The organism is Azovibrio restrictus DSM 23866 (genome assembly GCF_000429665.1).
GTDB classification, from domain to species: domain Bacteria; phylum Pseudomonadota; class Gammaproteobacteria; order Burkholderiales; family Rhodocyclaceae; genus Azovibrio; species Azovibrio restrictus.
On the sequence record NZ_AUCH01000006.1, the window covers coordinates 109,457 to 129,106 of the forward strand.

General features: G+C 67.4%; 16 protein-coding genes. 5 read left to right on the top strand and 11 right to left on the bottom strand.

From position 1 onward, the window contains the following. The first annotated feature begins 43 nt into the window (after nucleotides 1-43). Nucleotides 44-823 (top strand): SIR2 family NAD-dependent protein deacylase, encoded by a 780-nt coding sequence (locus G474_RS0107935; protein WP_026686506.1) that lies wholly within the window; start codon nucleotides 44-46, stop codon nucleotides 821-823. Here G474_RS0107935 and G474_RS20065 read toward each other — a convergent pair. The 8 genes from G474_RS20065 to G474_RS0107975 form a co-directional block, all read right to left on the bottom strand. Next, nucleotides 802-2,940, bottom strand: a complete 2,139-nt coding sequence (locus G474_RS20065) for an EAL domain-containing protein (RefSeq protein WP_156919196.1) — start codon at nucleotides 2,938-2,940, stop codon at nucleotides 802-804. The genes G474_RS0107935 and G474_RS20065 overlap by 22 nt on opposite strands. 16 nt (nucleotides 2,941-2,956) lie before the next feature. Continuing rightward, entirely contained in the window at nucleotides 2,957-3,478 is a 522-nt protein-coding gene (locus G474_RS0107945; RefSeq protein ID WP_026686507.1) for a hypothetical protein, read from the bottom strand. A gap of 23 nt (nucleotides 3,479-3,501) precedes the next feature. Next, nucleotides 3,502-3,807, bottom strand: a complete 306-nt coding sequence (locus G474_RS0107950; RefSeq protein ID WP_026686508.1) for a hypothetical protein — start codon at nucleotides 3,805-3,807, stop codon at nucleotides 3,502-3,504. A gap of 138 nt (nucleotides 3,808-3,945) precedes the next feature. Beyond that, a complete protein-coding gene (locus tag G474_RS0107955) occupies nucleotides 3,946-4,590 on the bottom strand; it encodes a response regulator (RefSeq protein WP_026686509.1) in 645 nt (214 codons plus the stop codon). Beyond that, nucleotides 4,559-7,639: a sensor histidine kinase gene (locus tag G474_RS0107960; RefSeq protein ID WP_026686510.1), complete on the bottom strand. Its 3,081-nt coding sequence runs from the start codon at nucleotides 7,637-7,639 to the stop codon at nucleotides 4,559-4,561. The genes G474_RS0107955 and G474_RS0107960 overlap by 32 nt, the downstream gene beginning before the upstream one ends. A gap of 75 nt (nucleotides 7,640-7,714) precedes the next feature. Beyond that, entirely contained in the window at nucleotides 7,715-10,783 is a 3,069-nt protein-coding gene (locus tag G474_RS0107965) for an efflux RND transporter permease subunit (protein ID WP_026686511.1), read from the bottom strand. After that, a complete protein-coding gene (locus G474_RS0107970; RefSeq protein ID WP_026686512.1) occupies nucleotides 10,780-11,883 on the bottom strand; it encodes an efflux RND transporter periplasmic adaptor subunit in 1,104 nt (367 codons plus the stop codon). Before G474_RS0107970 ends, G474_RS0107965 begins: the two co-directional genes overlap by 4 nt. A gap of 141 nt (nucleotides 11,884-12,024) precedes the next feature. Beyond that, complete coding sequence (locus G474_RS0107975) at nucleotides 12,025-12,945, bottom strand: LysR family transcriptional regulator (RefSeq protein ID WP_026686513.1); 921 nt, start codon at nucleotides 12,943-12,945, stop codon at nucleotides 12,025-12,027. 120 nt (nucleotides 12,946-13,065) lie between these two features. Between G474_RS0107975 and G474_RS21990 the strand changes: the two genes are divergently transcribed. The 4 genes from G474_RS21990 (at nucleotide 13,066) to G474_RS0107995 (ending at nucleotide 15,809) form a co-directional block, all read left to right on the top strand. Beyond that, a complete protein-coding gene (locus G474_RS21990; RefSeq protein ID WP_051282084.1) occupies nucleotides 13,066-13,734 on the top strand; it encodes a tellurite resistance TerB family protein in 669 nt (222 codons plus the stop codon). Between the two features lie 197 nt (nucleotides 13,735-13,931). Beyond that, complete coding sequence (locus G474_RS0107985) at nucleotides 13,932-14,906, top strand: TerC family protein (protein WP_026686514.1); 975 nt, start codon at nucleotides 13,932-13,934, stop codon at nucleotides 14,904-14,906. A gap of 7 nt (nucleotides 14,907-14,913) precedes the next feature. After that, the gene (locus G474_RS20075; RefSeq protein ID WP_051282086.1) at nucleotides 14,914-15,441 is read left to right on the top strand and encodes a phosphatase PAP2 family protein; all 528 of its coding nucleotides are present in this window, start codon (nucleotides 14,914-14,916) and stop codon (nucleotides 15,439-15,441) included. Further along, the gene (locus G474_RS0107995; protein ID WP_026686515.1) at nucleotides 15,423-15,809 is read left to right on the top strand and encodes a diacylglycerol kinase; all 387 of its coding nucleotides are present in this window, start codon (nucleotides 15,423-15,425) and stop codon (nucleotides 15,807-15,809) included. The genes G474_RS20075 and G474_RS0107995 overlap by 19 nt, the downstream gene beginning before the upstream one ends. Before the next feature lie 21 nt (nucleotides 15,810-15,830). On the opposite strand, the gene G474_RS0108000 is transcribed toward G474_RS0107995, so the two are convergent. From G474_RS0108000 to G474_RS0108010, 3 genes are all read right to left on the bottom strand, one after another. Beyond that, complete coding sequence (locus tag G474_RS0108000; protein WP_026686516.1) at nucleotides 15,831-16,883, bottom strand: VanZ family protein; 1,053 nt, start codon at nucleotides 16,881-16,883, stop codon at nucleotides 15,831-15,833. Nucleotides 16,884-16,922: 39 nt separating this feature from the next. Beyond that, on the bottom strand, nucleotides 16,923-18,419 hold the full coding sequence (locus tag G474_RS0108005) for a high affinity choline transporter 1 (RefSeq protein ID WP_026686517.1): 1,497 nt from the start codon (nucleotides 18,417-18,419) through the stop codon (nucleotides 16,923-16,925). A gap of 334 nt (nucleotides 18,420-18,753) precedes the next feature. Continuing rightward, nucleotides 18,754-19,647 (bottom strand): cation efflux transmembrane domain-containing protein, encoded by an 894-nt coding sequence (locus G474_RS0108010; RefSeq protein WP_051282088.1) that lies wholly within the window; start codon nucleotides 19,645-19,647, stop codon nucleotides 18,754-18,756. Between the last annotated feature and the right edge of the window lie 3 nt (nucleotides 19,648-19,650).

The window sequence follows — 19,650 nt, forward strand, 5'->3', positions numbered from 1 at the left end:
GCCCCGGGGGTAAAATGGCGGCTTCCTTTTATATGCCGTGCAAATGTCCAGTCAAATCCATGCCCAGGCCCTGCAGGAGATCGCCGCCCTGCTTCGCCAATCCCGGCGCACCCTGTTCATCACCGGCGCGGGAGTTTCCGCCGATTCCGGCCTGCCCACCTACCGGGGCATAGGCGGTCTGTATGAGGATGACCTGACCGAAGAAGGCATTCCCATCGAGGAAGCCCTGTCCGGGGCCATGTTGCGGCGGCGGCCGGAAATCACCTGGAAATACCTAGCCCAGATCGAACGCAACTGCCGGGCGGCGGGCCCCAACGCGGCGCACCACGCCCTGGCCCGTCTGGAACGGGAGCTACCCTACGTGATGGTGCTCACCCAGAATGTGGATGGCCTGCATCGGGCTGCGGGGAGTAGCAACGTGGTGGAAATCCATGGAGATGTGCATCGCCTGGAATGCTCCGCCTGTGGTTGCCGGGAGCAGGTGGAAAGCCTGGTGGGACGTTCCCTGCCGCCCCAGTGCCCGGCCTGCGGCGGGGCCATGCGGCCCGAGGTGGTGCTGTTTGGCGAGATGCTGCCGGAGGAGGCCCTGAACCAGTTTATGGATGCCCTGGAAGAGGGCTTTGATCTGGTGTTTTCCATCGGCACCACCAGTGTCTTTCCCTACATCGCCCAGCCGGTGGTGCAGGCCATCCAGGCAGGCATTCCCACGGTGGAGATCAACCCGGGCCGCACCCAGCTGAGCCGGCATGTGGATTACCAGTTGCCCCTGGGGGCCGCCAGCGCCCTGAGTGCCTTGCTGACCTACTGCAACCTGGAACCCTGAACCGGATGCGCCACCCGGAGCTGGAGACGGGTCAGGGCTGCCAGCACCTGATCCCGCTGGGCTTCCAGGGCGGCGACCCGCTGGCGGGCGGCTTGCGGCTGCTCCCGGGCCAGCAGTTCGGCGATTTCCTGCACACTCACATGAATCTGGCGCAAGGGGGCTTCCAGGTTGGCGAATTCCGGGCTGTCGCCATAGAGGGCCCGGCCCCGGCCTTCGTACCAGCGTCCCAGCCGGGTCATGCCCGGGTCGAACAGGCTGTCGTCCCCCAGGGGCTGGCCGGTGCCGATGTACTCGAGGATGCCCTTGATCCAGTGCCGGTGCTCGACTCCTATGGCCAGCAGGGAATGATCTTCCTGGGCCCAGCGTTTGTCGGCCAGCTGCTGCCATAGGGCGGGTGGGCGCCAGCTGCGCAGCCAGCCGGGGACCTGATCGGCGGGCATGGGATGGGCGATGCCGTAGCCCTGGGCCTGGTCACAGCCCAGCTGCAGCAGCAGGGCCCCGCATTCCGCCGTTTCCACCCCCTCGGCGATCACCTGCTGGCGGAAGGCCCGGGCCAAGCTGATGATGCCCTGGACTATGGCCACTTCCCCCGGTTCGTGCAGGATGTCCCGGATGAAACACTGGTCGATCTTCAAGGTGGTGGCCGGCAGGGTTTTGAGGTAGGCCAGGGAGGAATAGCCGGTGCCGAAGTCGTCCAGGGAAAAGCCCACCCCCAGTCTGGCGCAGCTATTGATGATTTCCCGGGCCCTGCCGGTATTTTCCAGGGCCGTGGTTTCCAGGATTTCCAGCTCCAGCTGGCCGGGCTCCAGGGTGGGATAGTCGGCCAGCAGCCGTTGCAGGTGTGCCATGAATTCCGGGTGGTGCAGATGCCGGGCCGAGAGATTGACGCTGACCCCCAGGTTCAGGCCCTGCTGCCACCAGCTCTGAATCTGGGCCAGGGCCGTTTTCAGCGTCCATTGGCCAATGCTGACGATCAGCTCGTCATTTTCCGCGGCCGGCAGGAAGGCTGCGGGCGGCAGCAGGCCCCGTTCCGGATGCTGCCAGCGGATCAGGGCCTCCAGGCCCACTACTGTGCCCCGGCGCATGTCCACCTTGGGCTGATAGAAGAGGCGGAACTGCTGCTGCTGCAAGCCCAGCCGGATGGCGCGGCGGGTCTGCTGGAGTTCGTTTTCCCGCCGGGCGGCGGCCACATCGAAATAGGCGATGCGGTTACTCCCTTGTCGTTTGGCTTCGTACATGGCCAGGTCCGCATGGCGCAGCAGCAGGTCCGGGCTTTCATCGTCGTCGGGGAAAAAGGTGACCCCCAGGCTGCCAGACAGGCTGAGTCGGGGTGTCAGTTCGAGACAGGGGGATGCGATGGCTTCCAGCAGCAGCTCCAGGCGGGGGCCGTGCTGTTCGCCGGGCTTCAGGGGCAGCAGGCAGATGAATTCATCGCCGCCGATCCGGGCGACGCTGCCCCTGGGGCCGATCAAGCCCTGGAGCCGCTGCCCCAGGGCCCGCAGCACCTGGTCGCCGATGTCGTGGCCCAGTTCGTCATTGATGGGCTTGAAGCCATCCAGGTCCAGGTAGGCGATGGCCAGACGTCCCCCATGCTTCCTGATGCGTCCCATCTCCAGTCGCAGGCGTTCCCCCAGCAGGTTGCGGTTGGGCAGGCCGGTGAGCGGGTCGAAATGGGGACTCTGCTGGCGCCCGTCCCGGGCCAGGGCAATGATGGCCGGCTGGCCGCCGAATTCGCCCCGGACCAGCTTCAGCTGCAGGGGCAGGCTGTGGCCCTGGCCATGGCGAATCCAGAATTCCAGCTGCTGGGGCCGGCCGGCCAGGGCCAGCCGCAGGGCCCGGAACAGGCCGGGCAGCTGCTTGCGACCGGGGGCGGCAAGAAAGCGGGTCTGCCGCCCCAGCAGTTGCTGGCGGGAATAGCCCAGCAGCTCCAGGGCGGCCTGGTTGGTTTCCGCCAGCCGCCCATCCCAGGTGTAGATCAGCACCCCTTCCCTGACCACATTGAAGATGTGCCGGTAGGTGGCGGCGCTGTCCTGGTAGAACTGCTCCGGTCGGGCCAGGCTGGCCTCCTCCGGCAGAAGGCCGGGGGCCAGACCCTGGAGGGGAATGATGCGCCCCATGCCGGTGGCGCCGGTTTCACCGGCCCAGGCGCAGGCCGGCACCGATCAGGGCGGGCCGGATCGGGCGCTGCTGGGCCAGGGCGGAGAGCCACTGCCGGGCGTCCTGGAGAATCAGCTTTTCCACCGGGTCCGGGTCCTGGGGGAGCATCTCCAAGTGCACGTGGTGCAGGTGGGTCTGCAGGGTGTGGGCGTAGCAGCCATCGTCGCCCATGTCGGCAAAGCGCATCTCCAGCACATGTACGGCGAAGATGGTCAGGGCGCAGAGGACGGGCAGCAGGGCCACCAGGACAATGCTGGCCGGGCGGGGAGCCGGGGCGGCGGCGGCCACGGCATACTGGCTCACCAGCAGGGCGCTGAGCAGCACCCCCAGGGCGGCCACGGAGAGGTGGCGCAGGTAGCGGGCCACCCGGGCTTCCCGCCGGTGGATGCGGTCACGCAGGGCATACAGTTCCCGGAACACCATGGGGGGGCCGGAGAACCAGGCGGGGGTTTGCGGCAGCGGGGTGCCAGGGGCGGCAAGGCAGGACAGGGGGTTCATGATTTTCTCCTCCGCTTTCCTTTTCAGGGCAGGGCCGGGCTGGGTAGTTGCTGCCAGAATTCCTGCAGGCGGGAACAGGTTTCCCTGGGCTGTCCGGAGACGGGCAGGCAGACCACATGGGCCAGGGGGCAGGTGATGCGGGAGAGCTTGACCCAGTCCACGTCGGGACCGGGGGGGCGGATGATGACCACGACCTGAGGCTGTTCGACACCGAGCATCCAGACCGTTTCCAGGATGCCGTGGGAGCGCAGGATGTCATTGCCCACGGCATCGCCATGCTGGAAGGCCTCCTGGGCCAATCCATGGGGGTCGATGATCAGTATCTTCATGGCAGTCTCCCTCTCCTAGCATGGATTCATTGTCATGATCCATGGGGGAAACCACCATCGGGATGCTCTGAATGGGGTGTCGGAATCCCGACTACTTTGATGTAGGTGTTTTCCTACATCCTTGGGCCGGGTCGAGGCTCAGCGGGGGCTGGAGGCGCCCAGGTTGTGGTTCAGGGCGTAGCGGATGATGTCGGCGCTGGTCTTGAGGCGCAGTTTCTGCATCAGCCGGGTCTTGTGGGTGCTCACGGTTTTGGGGCTGAGGCACAGTTCGGCGGCGATTTCCGCCAGGGTCAGGCCGCTGCTCAGTTTCTGCAGGATCTGGAACTCCCGATCCGAGAGGACCCGCTGGGGACTTTCCGGTTCCCCGTGTTCGAACACCATGTCGTCCACCAGGGCCGGGTCGATGAAGCGCCCGCCCCGGGCCACCTTGCGGATGGCGCCCAGCAGGGTTTCCGGCTCGCAGTCCTTGGTCACGTAGCCTTTGGCCCCGGCCTTGAGGATGCGGCTGACGATGGCTCCGTCGTTGTGCATGCTCAGCATCAGGATGGGCAGACGGGGGAATTCGGCGATCAGGCGGCGGATCAGGTCTACCCCCGCCACACCGGGCATGGAGAGGTCGAGCAGGAGCAGGTCGGCTTCCTGCTGGCGGATCAGGCCCATGGCCTCGGCGCCGTTGGTGGCTTCGCCCACCACGCAGATGTCATCAGTGGTGGACAGCAGCTCGCGAATCCCGGCCCTGACCAGGGTGTGATCATCGACAACAATGACACGTGTCGCACTCATGATTCCGCTCCACTGGAATTGACAGGAACAGGGTGGTGCCCTGTCCCGGACTGCTCACTATACGAAACTCCCCACCCAGGTTCTGGGCCCGTTCACGCATGCCCAGGAGACCATAGCCGGTCGGGGTATTGGGCCCATCGGCCTGGAAGCCGACCCCGTCATCGCGGACGATCAGGATAAGGCAAGCGTGCCGACATGACAAACTGATCTCGGCCTGGCGGGCCCGGGCGTGCTTGAGCACATTGGTGATGCCTTCCTGGGCCAGGCGGAACAGGGCGGTACTGGCCGCCTCCCCGGGCTGGCAGTTCATTTCCGGGCAATCGGCCCGGACCTGCAGGCCGGTGCTCTGGGTGGTTTCCTGGGCCAGCCATTCCAGGGCCGGGCGCAGGCCGTGGTTGAGGGCCTGGGGGCGCAGGTGGGAGGTGACCTGGCGGACCACCCGGAAGGCCCGGGTGCTCAGCTCATTGAGGCTGTGGACCTGCTCGGAGAGGCCGGCCACGTGCTTGAAGCGCAGGCGCAGGGCGGAAATGCCCATTTTCAGGGCGGTCAGCAGCTGTCCCAGTTCGTCGTGGACCTGGCTGGCGATGCGCTTGCGCTCCTGTTCCAGCACCTCCTCCTCCCGCAGGCCCATCTGACGCAGCTCTTCCCGGGACTGGCGCAGGGCCAGTTCGACCCGTTTCTGCTCATCGATATCCATGCAGGCGCCGATGTAGCCCATGAACTCGCCCCTTTCATTCTGGCGCGGCACCCCCTGGTTGATCACCCAGCGCCACTGGGTATCCCGGTGCCGGACCCGGCACTCCAGGCGGAAGGGTAGGCGCAGGGCCATCTGCTGTTCCACCAGGCGCTGGACTTCCCAACGCTCCTCCGGGTGCACCTGTTCCATCCAGGAACTGCCCGGGGCCAGGTGGAAGCGCAGGCCGGTGAAATCGAACCAGGCCTGGTTGAACCAGACGCAGTGGCCGGCGGCGTCGGCCAGCCAGATCAGCATTGGCGTGGCGTTGGCGATGGCCCGGAAGCGGGCCTCGCTTTCCCCCAGGGCCATCACCAGGCGCACCTGTTCGCTGATGTCCTTGATGTAGCCATGCCAGAGGATGTCCCCATTGGCCTGGAGCTCGGGAATGGCATGGCCCTCGCGCCAGTATTCCCGCCCGTCCAGGCGCACCCGGAACTCGTCCCGCCAGGGATGCAGGGCAGCCCGCTGACCACTCAGGCCGGTTTCCATGCGCAGCCGGTCGTGGGGGTGCAGGGCTTCGAAGAAGGCACTGGCATCGTGGCGCAGCTGCTCCGGCTCCAGGCCGAACAGCTGGCGCAGGCCGTCGCTGGTATAGGGGAAGGACGGCTCGCCCCGGATCGGCAGCAGGTACTGGAAGATCAGTCCGGGCACTTGCTGGGACAGCTTCTGCAGCAGCTCGTCCCGCTCCTTCAGGTGCTCCTGGGCCCGGACCTCGGCGCTCACGTCGCTGAAGATGGCGATGCAGTGGCTGATGCTGCCCCGCTCATCCCGTACCGGGGAAATGCTCAGATGGCTCCAGAAACCCGAACCGTCCCGGCGCTCCACCCAGTGCTGGCCGTGGGTGGGGTCGCCGCTGGCCAGGGCCTGGGCCAGCAGGACGCCGGCGGAATTGCGGCGGTCCGGGCTCAGGAAGGAGAGGGGTTTGCCCCGCACCTGGGCCTGTTCGTAGCCGGTCAGCTGCTCCAGGGCCGGATTGGCGAACAGCACGGCCTGCTCGGGCTCCTGCAGGTCGATGATGGCCACCGCGTCCCGGGCCGCGTGCAGGGCTCGCTCCAGCAACTGCAGGTAACGCTTGGTGGCCTTCTGGGTGCTGATGTCCACCAGGGTGCCGAGCAGGCGCAGGGGGCGGCCGCGGATGTCCCGTTCGGTGATGCGGCCCCGGGCAATCAACCAGCGGGGTTCCTCCTCCAGGCCGCGGATCCGGAACTCGTTGCGGAACAGGGTGCTCCGGCCTTCCAGGTGCTCCTGCAGGCTGCTCCGGTAGGCGGGCAGGTCCTCCGGGTGGATCATCTTTTCCCAGCCTTCGGCGCTCAGGCCGGCGGGACTTTCCGGGTAGCCCAGGTGCGGCAGCCAGCCCTGGGAGAACAGCAGGGAGCCGCTTTTCAGGTGCCAGTCCCAGATGGCGGTCTGGGTGCCTTCCAGGGCCAGGCGCACGCGCCGGTCGCGGATGCGCAGCTCGGCCAGCAGGGGGGAGACGGTGCTCACCAGCACCCCCATGGCCAGCAGCAGGCCCCAGCTGCCTTCCAGCTGCAGGGGCGTGAGCTGGTGTTGGGTGGCCAGCATCCACCCCAGCAGCAGGGCGCTCAGGAGCAGGGCGGTGACGGCGCTGCCCAGGCCCCGGTCCAGGGTGAACCAGATCATCCAGAGCAGGCCCAGGACCGGGAGCAGGGCGGCCGGCATCTGGGGGGTGTTGCTCAGGGACAGGAGCATCCAGCACAGGAGCCCCGTGGGCAGGGCCCAGGCCATGCTCCAGTCGCTCAGCACCTGGCGCCAGTCCTGCTGACGCAGTTTCTGGCTCGAATAGGCGAGCACGGGCAGGGCGCCGGTGAGGAGGCCCAGGGAAACGCTGTAGCCGGGGGCCGGGAAGCGCTGGGGCAGGCTGGGAAAGAGCAGATGCTGCCCGGCGATGATGAGCAGGCTGCCGAGCAGTACCCCGACCCCGAGCAGCAGCCAGCCGTCCCGGCGCTGGCGCAGGTAGGGATCGAAATCCAGCCGCCGCATCAGGGCGGTGAGCAGCACCAGGGCGCAGACATCGAGCAGGCCCAGGGCCAGGGCCCAGGAGAAGGCTTCCCCGGCGAACAGGTAAGCCAGGGGCAGGCCGAGGCAGAGGCCGGGGAGGGTGCGCACCCCTTCCCGCAGCAGGGCCCCCAGGACCACGCCCAGGGGCAGCCAGAACAGGGGGGCGGCGCCGGGCGCGAACTGCAGCCAGGGACTGAACAGCCCGGCCAGGATCACCAGCAGGCCGTAGCCGGCGCCCCAGTCGGAGCGCTGGCTGTGGTTGCCCTGGGGAGCTTCCTTGTCGAGGGAGATCATGAATCCCGCCGCTGGGAAAAACCGGATGATACCGCTTGCATGACGCCTGCGGCGCCTGCCCCGGCGGGGGCAGGGTCAGGAAGCCTGGGGCTGGCCCCGGCGCAGCCTGGTCCGGAGCGCCAGGATCAGGTCGTCCACGTAGGTGAACACCACCGGGATCACCAGCAGGCTCAGGAAGGTGGAGGTGATCAGGCCGCCGATCACCACGGTGGCCATGGGGGAGCGGAAGCTGGGGTCCACCCCTATGCCCAGGGCGATGGGCAGCATGCCGGCGCCCATGGCGATGGTGGTCATGATGATGGGCCGGGCCCGCTTGCGGCAGGCGTCGAGGAGGGCTTCGAAGCGGTCCAGGCCGTGTTCCCGGCGGGCCAGGATGACGTAGTCCACGAGCAGGATGGAGTTCTTGGTGGCGATCCCCATGAGCATGATCATGCCGATCATGGAGGGCATGGACACGGCCTGGCGGGCCACGAACAGGGCCAGGAAGGCCCCCGGCACCGAGAGCACCAGGGCGGCGAGGATGGTCACCGGCTGGACGAAATCCTTGAACAGCAGGACCAGCACGATGTAGATGCACAACACCCCGGTGGCCATGGCCAGGCCGAAGCTCTGGAACAGTTCGGCCATGGCCTCGGCGTCGCCCACGGTGCTCTGGATGATGCCGGGGGGCAGCTGCCGGAGGCTGGGCAGGTTCAGGGTGGCCCGTTCGATGTCCCCCAGGGGCTGGCCGTTCAGCTCGATCTCGAAGTTGATGTTGCGCAGCCGGTCATAGCGGTCGATTTCCGCCGGCCCGCCGCCGATGCTGAGTTCGGCGATGTTGGCGAGCTGCACCGGGCCATGCCTGCCGGGCACGGTGAGCTGGCGCAGCAAGGCAAAATCGGTGCGGGCCGCCTCGGGCAGTTTGACGACGATGGGAATCTGGCGCTGGGCCAGGTTCAGCTTGGCCAGGCCCTGGTCGTAGTCGCCGGCGGTGGCGATGCGCAGGGTGTCGGCGATGGCGGCCGAGGTCACGCCCAGGTCGGCCATGCGTGCGAAATCGGGGCGGATCACCAGTTCCGGCCGGGTCAGGCTGGCCGTGGTCGTGACCGCGCCGATGCCGGGGATGCTGCGTAGCTCCTGTTCCACCAGCCGGGCATGGGTGGAGAGGGCCTGGCCGTCTTCCCCAGCCAGCACCAGCACGTATTTCTCGTTGCTGGAGGCCAGCCCCACCTTGATGCGGGCCCCGGGGATGACGCCCAGGGCCTGCCGCAGGGCGCTTTCCACCTGCTGCTTGGTGACCCCGTTCCGCTCCTGGCGGGGGGTCAGGTTCAGGGTCAGGGTAGCCTTGCGTACTTCCGCGGCCCCCGAGGGGGCGAACGGGTCCTTGCCGGCGGAGCCACCCCCCAGGGCGGTGTAGACCAGGCGCACGTGGGGATTCTCCGAAACGATGCGGCGCGCCTGTTCGGCGGCGGCGAAGGTCTGCGCGTAGGGGGTGCCGGGGGGCAGTTCCAGGTGCACCTGGGTCTGGGACAGGTCGTCGGGAGGCAGGAAGCCGGTGGGCAGCAGGGGCACCAGGGCAAAGGAGCCGAAGAAGAACAGGGCGGCGCCGGCCAGGGTGGCGAGCCGGTGCCGCAGGCACCAGGCGGCCCAGCCTTCATAGATGGTCAGCCAGCGGGGTTGGGAATGGTCCCCGACCGGTTTGAGCAGGTAGGCCGCCATCATCGGCGTCAGCATGCGGGCGACGACCAGGGAGAAGAACACGGCGATGGCCGCCGTCCAGCCGAACTGGACGAAGAACTTGCCGGCCACGCCGCTCATGAAGGCGGTGGGCAGGAACACGGCGATCAGGGTGAAGGTGGTGGCGATCACCGCCAGGCCGATCTCGTCGGCGGCCTCCATGGCGGCCTGGAAGGGCATCTTGCCCATGCGCAGGTGGCGCATGATGTTCTCGATTTCGACGATGGCATCGTCCACCAGGATGCCCACCACCAAGGACATGGAAAGCAGGGTCACCACGTTGAGGGTGAAACCCATCAGGTACATGGCGGCGAAGGTGGGCACCACCGACAGGGGCAGGGCCGTGGCGGCCACGAAGGTGGCGCGCCCGTCCCGGAGGAACAGCCAGACCACCACGATGGCCAGCAGCGCCCCTTCGATGAGCAGCTTCATGGAGCCGTCGAAGTTCTCGGTCACCGGGTCCACGAAGTTGAAAGCCTCGGTGATCTCGATGTCCGGATGCTCGGCCCGCAGCCGTTCCAGCACGACGGCCACGGACTCGGCCACCTCCACTTCCCCGGCCCCGCGGCTGCGGGAAATCTCGAAACTCACCACCGGCTTGCCGTTCAGCAGGGCGGCGCTGCGCCGCTCGGCGATGCTGTCGCTCACCGTGGCCAGCTGGTCCAGGCGTACCCGGCGGCCGTCCGAGAGCGGCACATCCATGGCCGCCAGCTCGGCGGCCGTCTGCACGGTGCCGATGGTGCGCACCGATTGCTCGACCCCGCCGATGTCGGCCCGGCCCCCGGAGGCTTCCTGCTGGATCTGGCGCAGCTGGCGCGACACGTCGGCGGCGGAGGCGCCCAGGGCGAGCATCCGGGCCGGGTCCAGCTCCACCCGTACTTCCCGGGTCACCCCGCCCACCCGGGCCACGGCGCCCACGCCCCGGGCGCTGAGCACGGCCTTGCTCACCGTGTTGTCCACGAACCAGGACAGGGCCTCCTCGTCCATGCGGCTGGAGGCCACCGTGTAGGTGAGGATGGGAGCGCCGGTCACCGAGACCCGGCTGATGATCGGGTCCTTCAGGTCCCCGGGCAGGTCGGAGCGGACCCGGGAAACCGCGTCGCGCACATCGTCCACCGCTTCCTGGGTGGGTTTTTCCAGGCGGAATTCGGCGGTGAGGGTCACCATGCCGTCCTGGACCTTGGTGTACAGGTGCTTCAGCCCCTGGACGGTGGCGATGGAATTTTCCAGCTTCCGGGCCACCTCGGTTTCCAGCTGTCCCGGGGCGGCGCCGGGCAGGGCGGCCGCCACCGTGACCATGGGCAGGTCCACGTCCATGAACTGCTGGATCTTCATGGCCTTGAAGGCCACCAGGCCGGCCAGGGTCAGCATCACGAACAGCAGGATGGCCGGGATGGGGTTGCGGATGGACCAGGCGGAGACGTTCATGGGGTCGGACCTGCGGCAGTTGTCTTGCCGGGGGCCAGCCGCACCCGGTCATTGTCGGCCAGGAAGCCGGCGCCGGCCGCGACGATGGCGGCACCCTCGGGCAGCCCCTCGATGATCTCCACCCGTTCCCCCTGGCGGCGGCCCGGGGTGACCTTGGTGAGGGCCACCCGGTCTTCCCCCTCGAGGCGGAACAGGTAGGTGAAGCCGTCGCGCAGGACCAGGGCGCTGGCCGGCACGGTGAGGGCCGTCGCCTCGCCCAGCTGGAACTCGCCTCGGGCGAACATGCCGGCCCGCACCGCCGGGCTGGGGTCCAGGTCCACGTAGACGATGCCGTTGCGGGATTCGGGATTGACGCTGGGGGCGACGCTGCGCACCCGGCCCGGCACGGTTTCGCCGCCCGGTCCGGTGAGCTGTGCGGGCATGCCCGGACGCAGGGCCGCCAGATCGGCGGAAGGCACCTCGGCCCGCCATTCCAGCCGGCCGCCGCGGATCAGGCGGAACAGCTCCTGGCCTGCCTGGGTCAGGGAACCGACGGTGGCGGCGCGGCCCGAGATCACCCCGTCGTCGGGGGCCAGCACATTGGTGCGCCCCAGGCGCAGTTCGGCCGCCTGCAGCCGGGCCCGGGCGGCGGCCAGGCGGGCGGCGGCGCCCTGTTCGGCCGTCTGGTACTGGGTCTTCATCTGCTGGCTGTAGAAGCCCCTGGCCTGCAGCTCCTCGGCCCGCTTGGCGTTGGCCCTGGCCTCGGCAACGGAAGCTTCCAGCTCCGCCACCGCCGCCCGGGCCTCGGCTACCTCGCTGGCCATGGTGGAGGCATCAATGCGGGCCAGGACCTGGCCTTTCCTGACCTGGGCGCCCACGTCCACCAGCACCTCGGCGATCCGGTAGCCGGCCACTTCGGCACCGATCACCGCCTCCTGCCAGGCCGCCACATTGCCGTTGGCGCTCAGACTGCGCACCCAGTTGGCCGTTTCCGGCCGGGCCAGCTCGACGGTCAGGGCCGGGCGGGATTCGCTCTGCTCCGGGGGAGGCGTTTCATCCTGGCAGGCCGCCAGGGTCAGCAGGGCCAGCAGGGCGATGGGGGCAATGATGGGGGATTTCATGAGGGGTCCAGGCAACCGCGACAAGCTGCGCATGATAACCCGGCCTCATGCCGTTTTGCCCCCCGATTCGGGACCGGGGCTACCCGATTCGGGTTGCTCCGGGGCCGTCTTACGGGGTGGTGTTGCGACGGAAATCCGGGTTCAGGATGCCGGCTCGGTCCCGCCACCGATGAATCCGCCTCCCGCCGCGAACAGCGTCTCCACGGCCGGGTGCTGCAGGCGGCGTTGGGTGGCGATGGCGTACCAGCTTTCGCTGACGCCCGACAGCTCGCCGATGGGCAGGGCGCCGAACTGGGCGCGGATGTCTTCCTGCAGGGCGAGCGGCGCCGGGAAAATGCCGAGGCCGGCGCGACCGAAGGTCTTGAGCAGGGCGCTGTCGGAAAACTCGCCGATCACCTGCGGGACGATGTCGTTCGCTTCCAGCCAGGCATCGATGCCGGTGCGCAGCGGGTCGCCACGTACCGGCAGCAGCAGCGGCATGCCCTGCATGGCGGCCGGGAAGCCGCTGGCGTACTGGTCATGCAACTGCGGCGCCGCGTAAAGCGCAATCGCCAGGTTGCCGAGCAGTTTCGACTGCAGGCGCAAATTGGCGCGTTGCGGCGCCGAGCGGTCGGCAAGCACGAGGTCGAGCCGGTTGACCGCAAGTTCGCCGAGTAAGTGGTCGAACTCACCTTCGCTGCATTCGAGGCGCAGTTGCGGATGCGCCTGCAGAACGCCTTCGAGCACGCGGAAGGCGATCAGCTTGGGCACCGCGTCGGTGATGCCGACGGCGAGGCGGATGCGGCCGGCCGAAGGCTCGGCCAGCGCATCGCGCAGGCGGTCGCCGAGCTGGAAGATCTGGTCGGCATGGGCGAGCGCGGTCCGCCCCGCCTCGGTCAGGGTCAGCGAACGGCCGCGCGGCGCGAGCAGGGCCTGGCCGAGCTGACGTTCGAGCTGGCCGAGCTGGGTGCTGATCGCCTGCACCGACAGGCCGAGACGCTCGGCGGCGCGGGTGATGCTGCCTTCCTTGGCGACCGCCCAGAAGTAGAGCAGATGACGGAAGTTGAGATCGTCGGGCTTCATACGTTTCCATAAAACGGAAGTTGGAACACCAATATTATCCATTCATTGGAAATCAATGCGGCCGTAAATTGCGCCCATGTGCCGCGGACTTCCCGCAGCCGATACCCAGAGGAGCCCCCCATGATCACCGTCGAAGATTGCAACGCCTTTTGCGATGCCCCGCTCGGCCAGGTTGAGGACCTCGCCCGCCGCGAGGGATTGCCCCCGGTGCTGGCTTTTGCCCGCGCCCACACCGAAGGAGGCTGCACTGGAAAGAATCACCCCATGTTGCAAGATGAACGAGAGGAAATGACCATGATGACGATGCAGGCCCGTGCCATGTTCCCGCAGCTCAGCGAACCCCGCCACCCGCTGCGCGCCTACCCGATCAACAGTGCGTCGGCGAAGGCCCGCCTAGTGGTCCTCGCCCTGCTCGCCGACGGCCGGCTCGACGAATGCGAGCTGGAAGTGCTCAACCGGCGCGGTAGCTTCGCCGCGCTGGGCATCAGCCGCGAAGGCTTCGTCCAGGTCCTGCACGAGTTCTGCGCCGACGTCTCGCGGCTGGCCGGCGGTGCCGCCGACTGGCGTGTCTCGCCCGACCTGCTGGCCGGCCTGTTCGCCGAGGTGACCGAGGTGGAGGCCCGCTACGCGGTGCTCCGGCTTATCATCTCGGTAATCAGCAGCGACGGCCACCTGGCGCGGGGCGAGGAACGCCTGTTCCTCGGCGCGCTCGACGCCTGGGGTAACGGTCTGGCCGGCAACGCGGCGCTGCCGCGTAGCGCTTCGACAAATGCCATTCACATTAGCTAAATTATCCATAAAACCTCAGTTAAACCACAGAGGCACAGAGACGCCGAGGAAAAACAAAGACTTGTCCTGGAAGGCCAGGTCACTTTCTAGGTGAGCGCAGAAGATAATGCAAGCCATTGTTTTTGAACTTCTCTGTGTCTTTGTGTCTCTGTGGTGAGGTTTTTAGGATTATTTGAAACCGAAGAACGGGAGGGATCATGGAAACCATCGGCAATGTCTGGTTATGGACGGCTTTCGGCAGCATCGTGCTGGTGATGCTGGCCATCGACCTGTTTCTGGTCGGCGGCGGCAAGCAGCACCGCGTCAGCATCCGCGAGGCCGCCACCTGGTCGGTGATCTGGGTTTCCGTGTCCTTCCTGTTCGCCGCCGGTCTGTGGTGGTATCTGGACGGCGCCGCCGGCCGCGAACTGGCCAACCAGAAAACGCTGGAATTCATCACCGGCTACCTGATCGAGAAATCGCTGGCCGTCGATAACGTCTTCGTCTGGCTGATGCTCTTCGCCTTCTTCGGCATCCCCCTGGAACTGCAGAAACGGGTGCTGATCTACGGCGTGCTCGGCGCCATCCTGATGCGTACCGGGATGATCTTCGCCGGCGCCTGGCTGATCGCCCAGTTCCACTGGATTCTCTACCTGTTCGGCGCCTTCCTGCTGGTCACCGGCATCAAGATGTGGTGGTTCGCCAACGAACAGCCGGACCTCGCCAACAACCCGCTGCTCAAGTGGCTGCGCGGCCACATGAAGATCACCGACGGCCTGCACGGCGAACGCTTCTTCGTCCACCAGGACGGCATCCGCTACGCCACGCCGCTGTTCCTGGCGCTGGTGCTGGTGGAAATTTCCGACCTCATCTTCGCCGTCGATTCGATCCCGGCCATCTTCGCCATCACCGGCGACCCCTTCATCGTCCTGACCTCGAACATCTTCGCCATCCTCGGCCTGCGCGCCATGTACTTCCTGCTCGCCGACATGGCCGGCCGCTTCTCGCTGCTCAAGTACGGCCTGGCTGCGGTGCTCGTCTTCATCGGCGTCAAGATGCTGCTGATCGACCTCTACAAGATCCCGATCGGCTTCTCGCTGGCCGTCGTCGCGACCTTCATCGGCATCTCGATCGCCCTCTCGCTGCACAAGGAGAAGCTGCTCGCCCGCCAGGGCACCGACCGCGAGGGGTGAGCGGGCGATGGACGGCGCCTGGCTCTCGCTGATGCACACCTGGCAGCACCCGCTGCTGACCAGCGCCATGAGCGCCGTCACCTGGCTCGGTTCGCTGGCCGTGCTGCTGCCGCTGGCCGCCGGCCTCGCCTGGTACGGCCCGGGGGACGGGCGGCAGCGCCTCTTCCTGCCGCTCGCCGTGCTCGGCGCGGCCGGGGTGGCGCAGATACTGAAGTGGCTGATCGATCGCGAGCGCCCCGACCTCTTCCCGGCGCTGGCGGCAATGCCGGCCGACGCCAGCTTCCCGAGCGGCCATGCGATGCAGGTCACCGCCTTCGTCGCCGCCTGGCTGCTGTGGCGGGAACGGTCGCAGCAGGCTGGGCCGCTGGCGATCGGGATAGCGCTGGTCGGCTTGGTCGCCGTCTCGCGGACCTACCTGCAGGTGCATTTCCTGAGCGATATCCTGGCTGGGATCATCTTCGGCCTGCTGTGGAGCAGCCTGTTCCACCGGCTGCCTTTCTGGCGTTGGAGCGGACGATGCGGCACAAATTCCTAGGGATCGGCGAACCCGGCTATCACCCGCTGCGCAAGATCGCCACCGTCGTTTCCGGCCTGCGCTACGCGGTGCTCTACGACTGGTCGGTGGCCTACAAGCTGGCGCTGTCGGTGGTCGTCCTCGCCGGCGCCTTCGCCTTGCGCGCCTGGCTCGACTTCCTGCTGATCCTGGTGGTGACCGCCTTCGTGCTCGTCGCCGAAATCGTCAACAGCGCGATCGAAGCCCTCTGCGACTTCGTCGAGGAAAAACACAACGAGAAGATCAAGGTGATCAAGGACATCGCCGCGGCCGCGGTGGGCATCGCCATCCTGACCTGGATGATCGTCATCGGCGTGGAAATCGGCCGCTTCCTCGGGGCGGGCGGCTGAGCCGGTCCGGGGCGCCCGGGTTCACAGCCGGCGGCTGACCAGAAACAGGTAGGGCAGGGCCAGGAAGGGCCAGATGGTGGAAATCCAGCGGGTCAGGCCGTTGAAGTTGAGGAAGTGGCCCTGGCGCCAGAGGGCCAGGGCGGCGGGGGAATAGGGGTCGATGGGGGCCAGGTTCACCAGGATGGCGCCGATCAGCAGGGCCAGGGCCGCCAGGATCAGGCGTCCCAGGGGCGGCAGCAGCAACAGCAGGCCCAGGGTCATGGCCCCCAGGCGCAGGCCCTGTTCCACTCCGGGGGTCAGCCAGTCGAGGAAGTCCCCGGGGCCCGCCAGCAAGGCCGCCCCCAGGCTGCGTACCAGGGCGGCGCCGAGGAAGAACAGGGGCACCAGCAGGTAGGCCAGCCAGCGTCCCCGGGTCATGGCTCCGGCAAACAGGCCCACTGCCACCAGGTTGCTGGCCACCACGGCGGTTTCGGCCAGGCGGTAGGTATCCGGTCCGTAGCTCAGGCTGGGCAGCCAGCCCAGGGCCAGGCGCAGGTCGCCGGTGCCGAACAGCAGGGTTTCCGGGGAGAGCAGGGTCAGGAGCCACAGGCCGAGCAGGGTGAGGCCCAGGTCCACCAGCGGCAGCTCGGCGATCAGCCGGGGGCGCCAGCCCTTCCACAGGGCCCGCAGGCGCAGGCCGGCCCAGGTCGCCAGCAGGCTGCCCAGCAGGCTGCCCAGGCTGTTGCAGCCCAGGTCCACGTTGGAGGCGATGCGGGCGGGCAGCCAGGTCTGCAGGCTTTCCATGGTGAAACTGAGCAGGGCGCCCAGCAGGGTGGCCAGGATGGGGGCGGTGTAGCGGCCGGGTAGCCGGCGCAGGGCCAGGGTCAGCAGGAAGCCCGTGGGCATGTACACCACCACGTTGGCGGCTAGGTCGAAGCCGGTCCAGTAGCGGGGCCAGGGCTGGGTCAGGAAGGCGAAGGGATCGGCACCGGTGTTCTGCCAGCCGGCAAAGGGGTAGAGGCTGCCATAGACCGTGAGCACGGCCCAGACCAGGGCCAGGTAGCGGGGCAGCAGGTCCGGGGGATCGCCCCCCATGGGCCGGCTCATGGGCGCGGAGACCCGCTGGGCATGGAATTAATGGTGACCGCCGTGGTGGGGCACATGATGGGTTTCGGCGGCGGCGTGGTGATGCAGGACTTCGTGCATGTCCGGCCGCGGGGTGGGGCGGCCCACCCACTGGGGCAGCAGGGAGCCCAGCACCATGCCGGCGGCGGAGACCACCAGGCCCAGCAACTGGGCGGGGACGATGCTTGCCTCGCCGATCATGACCTCCACCAGGATCCAGGAGAGGATGCCGCCGAAGATGGCAGCCAGGGCCCCCTGGGTGGTGGCCTTCTTCCAGAAGGCGCCGAAGAACAGGGGCACGAAGGCGCCGGCCAGGGTGATCTTGTAGGCCGACTCCACCATGTGGAAGATGGACAGCTCCGAGTTGAGGGCGTAGGTGAGCACCATGGCGGCGAAGCCGACGATGGACAGGCGCATTACCAGCAGGAACTGGCGGTCGTTCAACTGGGGCAGGAAGCCGCGCACGATGTTTTCCGCGAAGGAAACCGAGGGGGCCAGCAGGGTGGCGGAGGAGCAGCTCATGATGGCGGCCAGCACCGAGCCGAAGAAGATGGCCTGGGCGAACACCGGCATCTGCTGCATCACCAGGGTGGGCAGCACCCGTTGGGAGTCTTCGGCCACCAGGGCGTTGAACTGGGCCGGGTCGATCAGGGTGGCCGAGTAGGCGATGAACATCGGCACGAAGGTGAAGCAGAAGTAGATGGAGGCGCCCAGCAGGGAACCCCAGACCGCCACCTTGGCGCTCTTGGCGGAGGTGATGCGCTGGAACACGTCCTGCTGGGGGATGGAGCCCAGCATCATGGTCAGGCCGGCGCCGATGAAGGCCAGCCACTGGGCCAGGTCGGCCTCGGGGAAGAAATCCAGCTTGCCGGCGGCGCTGGCGTGTTCGATCACCGGCATCACCCCGCCGGTGTTGCCGCTCACCAGGTAGGCGATGAACAGCAGGCCGCCCATGATCACGCCCATCTGCACGAAATCCAGGATGGCCACGGAGAACATGCCGCCGAAGGTGGTGTAGGTGAGCACGATGGCGGTGCCCAGCACCATGCCCATCTCCTCGCTCACGGCGCCGCCGGTGACGATGTTGAACAGGAGGCCCAGGGCCTTGATCTGGGCGGCCACCCAGCCCAGGTAGGAAACCACGATGCAGAGGGTCACCAGCACTTCCACGGTGCGGTTGTAGCGCAGCCGGTAGAAGTCCCCCAGGGTGAGGATGTTGAGTTTGTACAGCTTGGTGGCGAAGAAGACGCCGGCGATCATCAGGCACAGGCTGGAGCCGAAGGGGTCGGCCACCACGCCGCGCAGGCCCTCATTGACGAAGGTGGCGGAGACCCCGAACACGGCCTCGGCCCCGAACCAGGTGGCGAACACGGTGGCCATCACCACCGGCATCGGCAGGTGCCGGCCGGCCACGGCGAAATCCTTGGCGGTATGGACCCGGGTGGCGGCATAGAGGCCGATGCCCACGGAAACCAGCAAGTACAGGACGACGAACCAGATCAGCATGATGCCTTTTTCCCCACCCGAAAAAGCCTGAACCAGATGCGCAGCGGGGGCCTGCGAAACGCCCACGAAACGCCCACGAAATGAACCTAAAAACCTCACCACAGAGACACAAAGACACAGAGAAGTTCAAAAAAACAATGGCTTGCATTGTCTTCTGCGCTCACCTAGAAAGTAACCTGGCCTTCCAGGATAAGTCTTTGTTTTTCCTCGGCGTCTCTGTGCCTCTGTGGTTTAACTGAGGTTTTAAGGATGAATGGTGCCCCAGAAAAACCGGCGAATTATAAATTCAATATTCCCTCCCCTGGGTGGGGGAAAAGCGGTTTTTCGCAGCATTTCAGCGCAGTTTCAGGATGCGCCAGGCCCCGTGCAGCACGAGCAGGCCGATCAGGGTGCCGATGAGCCAGTCCGGCCAGGGACTTTCCAGCCAGAACACCAGGGCGCCGGCGAGGATCACCCCCAGGTTGGCGATCACGTCGTTGGCGGAAAAGATGAAGCTGGCCTGCATGTGGGCGCCCCCGTGCCGGTGCCGGCTGATCAGCAGCAGGCAGGCCACGTTGGCGAGCAGGGCCAGCAGGGCTACGCCCATCATGGCGTCCCCCAGGGGCTCGGCGCCGAAGAAGATGCGGCGCCCCACCTCCGCCAGCATGCCCAGGGCCAGCAGCAGCTGCAGGGCGCCGGAGAGCCGGGCGGCCCGGCGCTGCAAGGCCGGGGCGTGGCCCACGGCATAGAGGGCCAGGCCGTACACCGCCGCGTCGGCCAGCATGTCCAGGGCGTCGGCCAGCAGCCCGGCGGATTGGGCCCACCAGCCGGCCAGGATTTCCACCCCGAACATCAGGGCGTTGATGGCCAGCAGTTGTTTCAGGGCACGGGCCTCGGGGGCGGCCTGGGCCGGCTGGGTCAGGTCAGCCGCCGTGGCCGGCCGGGTTTCCATGAGTCGGGCACCGAAGCCCAGGGGGGTTAGCCGGGCCAGCAGCGCTGCGGCCTCATCCGCGTGGCAGGCGGTCAGTTCCCGGCGCTCCAGGTCGAAATCCAGGCGGGCCAGGGCGGGGCCCTCCGCTAGGGCCATGCGGATCAGCTGCTCTTCTGCGGGGCAGTCCATGCCGGGTATGGCAAAACGGCTCAGGCTCAGGGGGGCGTCGATGGCGGGCGCCGCCGGCGTAGGCGCGGCCGCCGCTGTCGGGGTGGGGTCGCTGCAGCTGCAGCGGCCCTGGCAGGAGGTGTCGTTCATGGT

What these genes read in the sequence shown, in the direction of transcription:
- G474_RS20065 (WP_156919196.1), bottom strand. Translation starts at nt 2,940, where the DNA reads ATGGGGCGCATCATTCCCCTCCAGGGTCTGGCCCCCGGCCTTCTGCCG.
- G474_RS0107955 (WP_026686509.1), bottom strand. Translation starts at nt 4,590, where the DNA reads ATGAGTGCGACACGTGTCATTGTTGTCGATGATCACACCCTGGTCAGG.
- G474_RS0107975 (WP_026686513.1), bottom strand. Translation starts at nt 12,945, where the DNA reads ATGAAGCCCGACGATCTCAACTTCCGTCATCTGCTCTACTTCTGGGCG.
- G474_RS20075 (WP_051282086.1), top strand. Translation starts at nt 14,914, where the DNA reads ATGGACGGCGCCTGGCTCTCGCTGATGCACACCTGGCAGCACCCGCTG.
- G474_RS0107935 (WP_026686506.1), top strand. Translation starts at nt 44, where the DNA reads ATGTCCAGTCAAATCCATGCCCAGGCCCTGCAGGAGATCGCCGCCCTG.
- G474_RS0107965 (WP_026686511.1), bottom strand. Translation starts at nt 10,783, where the DNA reads ATGAACGTCTCCGCCTGGTCCATCCGCAACCCCATCCCGGCCATCCTG.
- G474_RS0108005 (WP_026686517.1), bottom strand. Translation starts at nt 18,419, where the DNA reads ATGCTGATCTGGTTCGTCGTCCTGTACTTGCTGGTTTCCGTGGGCATC.
- G474_RS0108000 (WP_026686516.1), bottom strand. Translation starts at nt 16,883, where the DNA reads ATGGGGGGCGATCCCCCGGACCTGCTGCCCCGCTACCTGGCCCTGGTC.
- G474_RS0107945 (WP_026686507.1), bottom strand. Translation starts at nt 3,478, where the DNA reads ATGAACCCCCTGTCCTGCCTTGCCGCCCCTGGCACCCCGCTGCCGCAA.
- G474_RS0107950 (WP_026686508.1), bottom strand. Translation starts at nt 3,807, where the DNA reads ATGAAGATACTGATCATCGACCCCCATGGATTGGCCCAGGAGGCCTTC.
- G474_RS0107995 (WP_026686515.1), top strand. Translation starts at nt 15,423, where the DNA reads ATGCGGCACAAATTCCTAGGGATCGGCGAACCCGGCTATCACCCGCTG.
- G474_RS0107970 (WP_026686512.1), bottom strand. Translation starts at nt 11,883, where the DNA reads ATGAAATCCCCCATCATTGCCCCCATCGCCCTGCTGGCCCTGCTGACC.
- G474_RS0108010 (WP_051282088.1), bottom strand. Translation starts at nt 19,647, where the DNA reads ATGAACGACACCTCCTGCCAGGGCCGCTGCAGCTGCAGCGACCCCACC.
- G474_RS21990 (WP_051282084.1), top strand. Translation starts at nt 13,066, where the DNA reads ATGATCACCGTCGAAGATTGCAACGCCTTTTGCGATGCCCCGCTCGGC.
- G474_RS0107960 (WP_026686510.1), bottom strand. Translation starts at nt 7,639, where the DNA reads ATGATCTCCCTCGACAAGGAAGCTCCCCAGGGCAACCACAGCCAGCGC.
- G474_RS0107985 (WP_026686514.1), top strand. Translation starts at nt 13,932, where the DNA reads ATGGAAACCATCGGCAATGTCTGGTTATGGACGGCTTTCGGCAGCATC.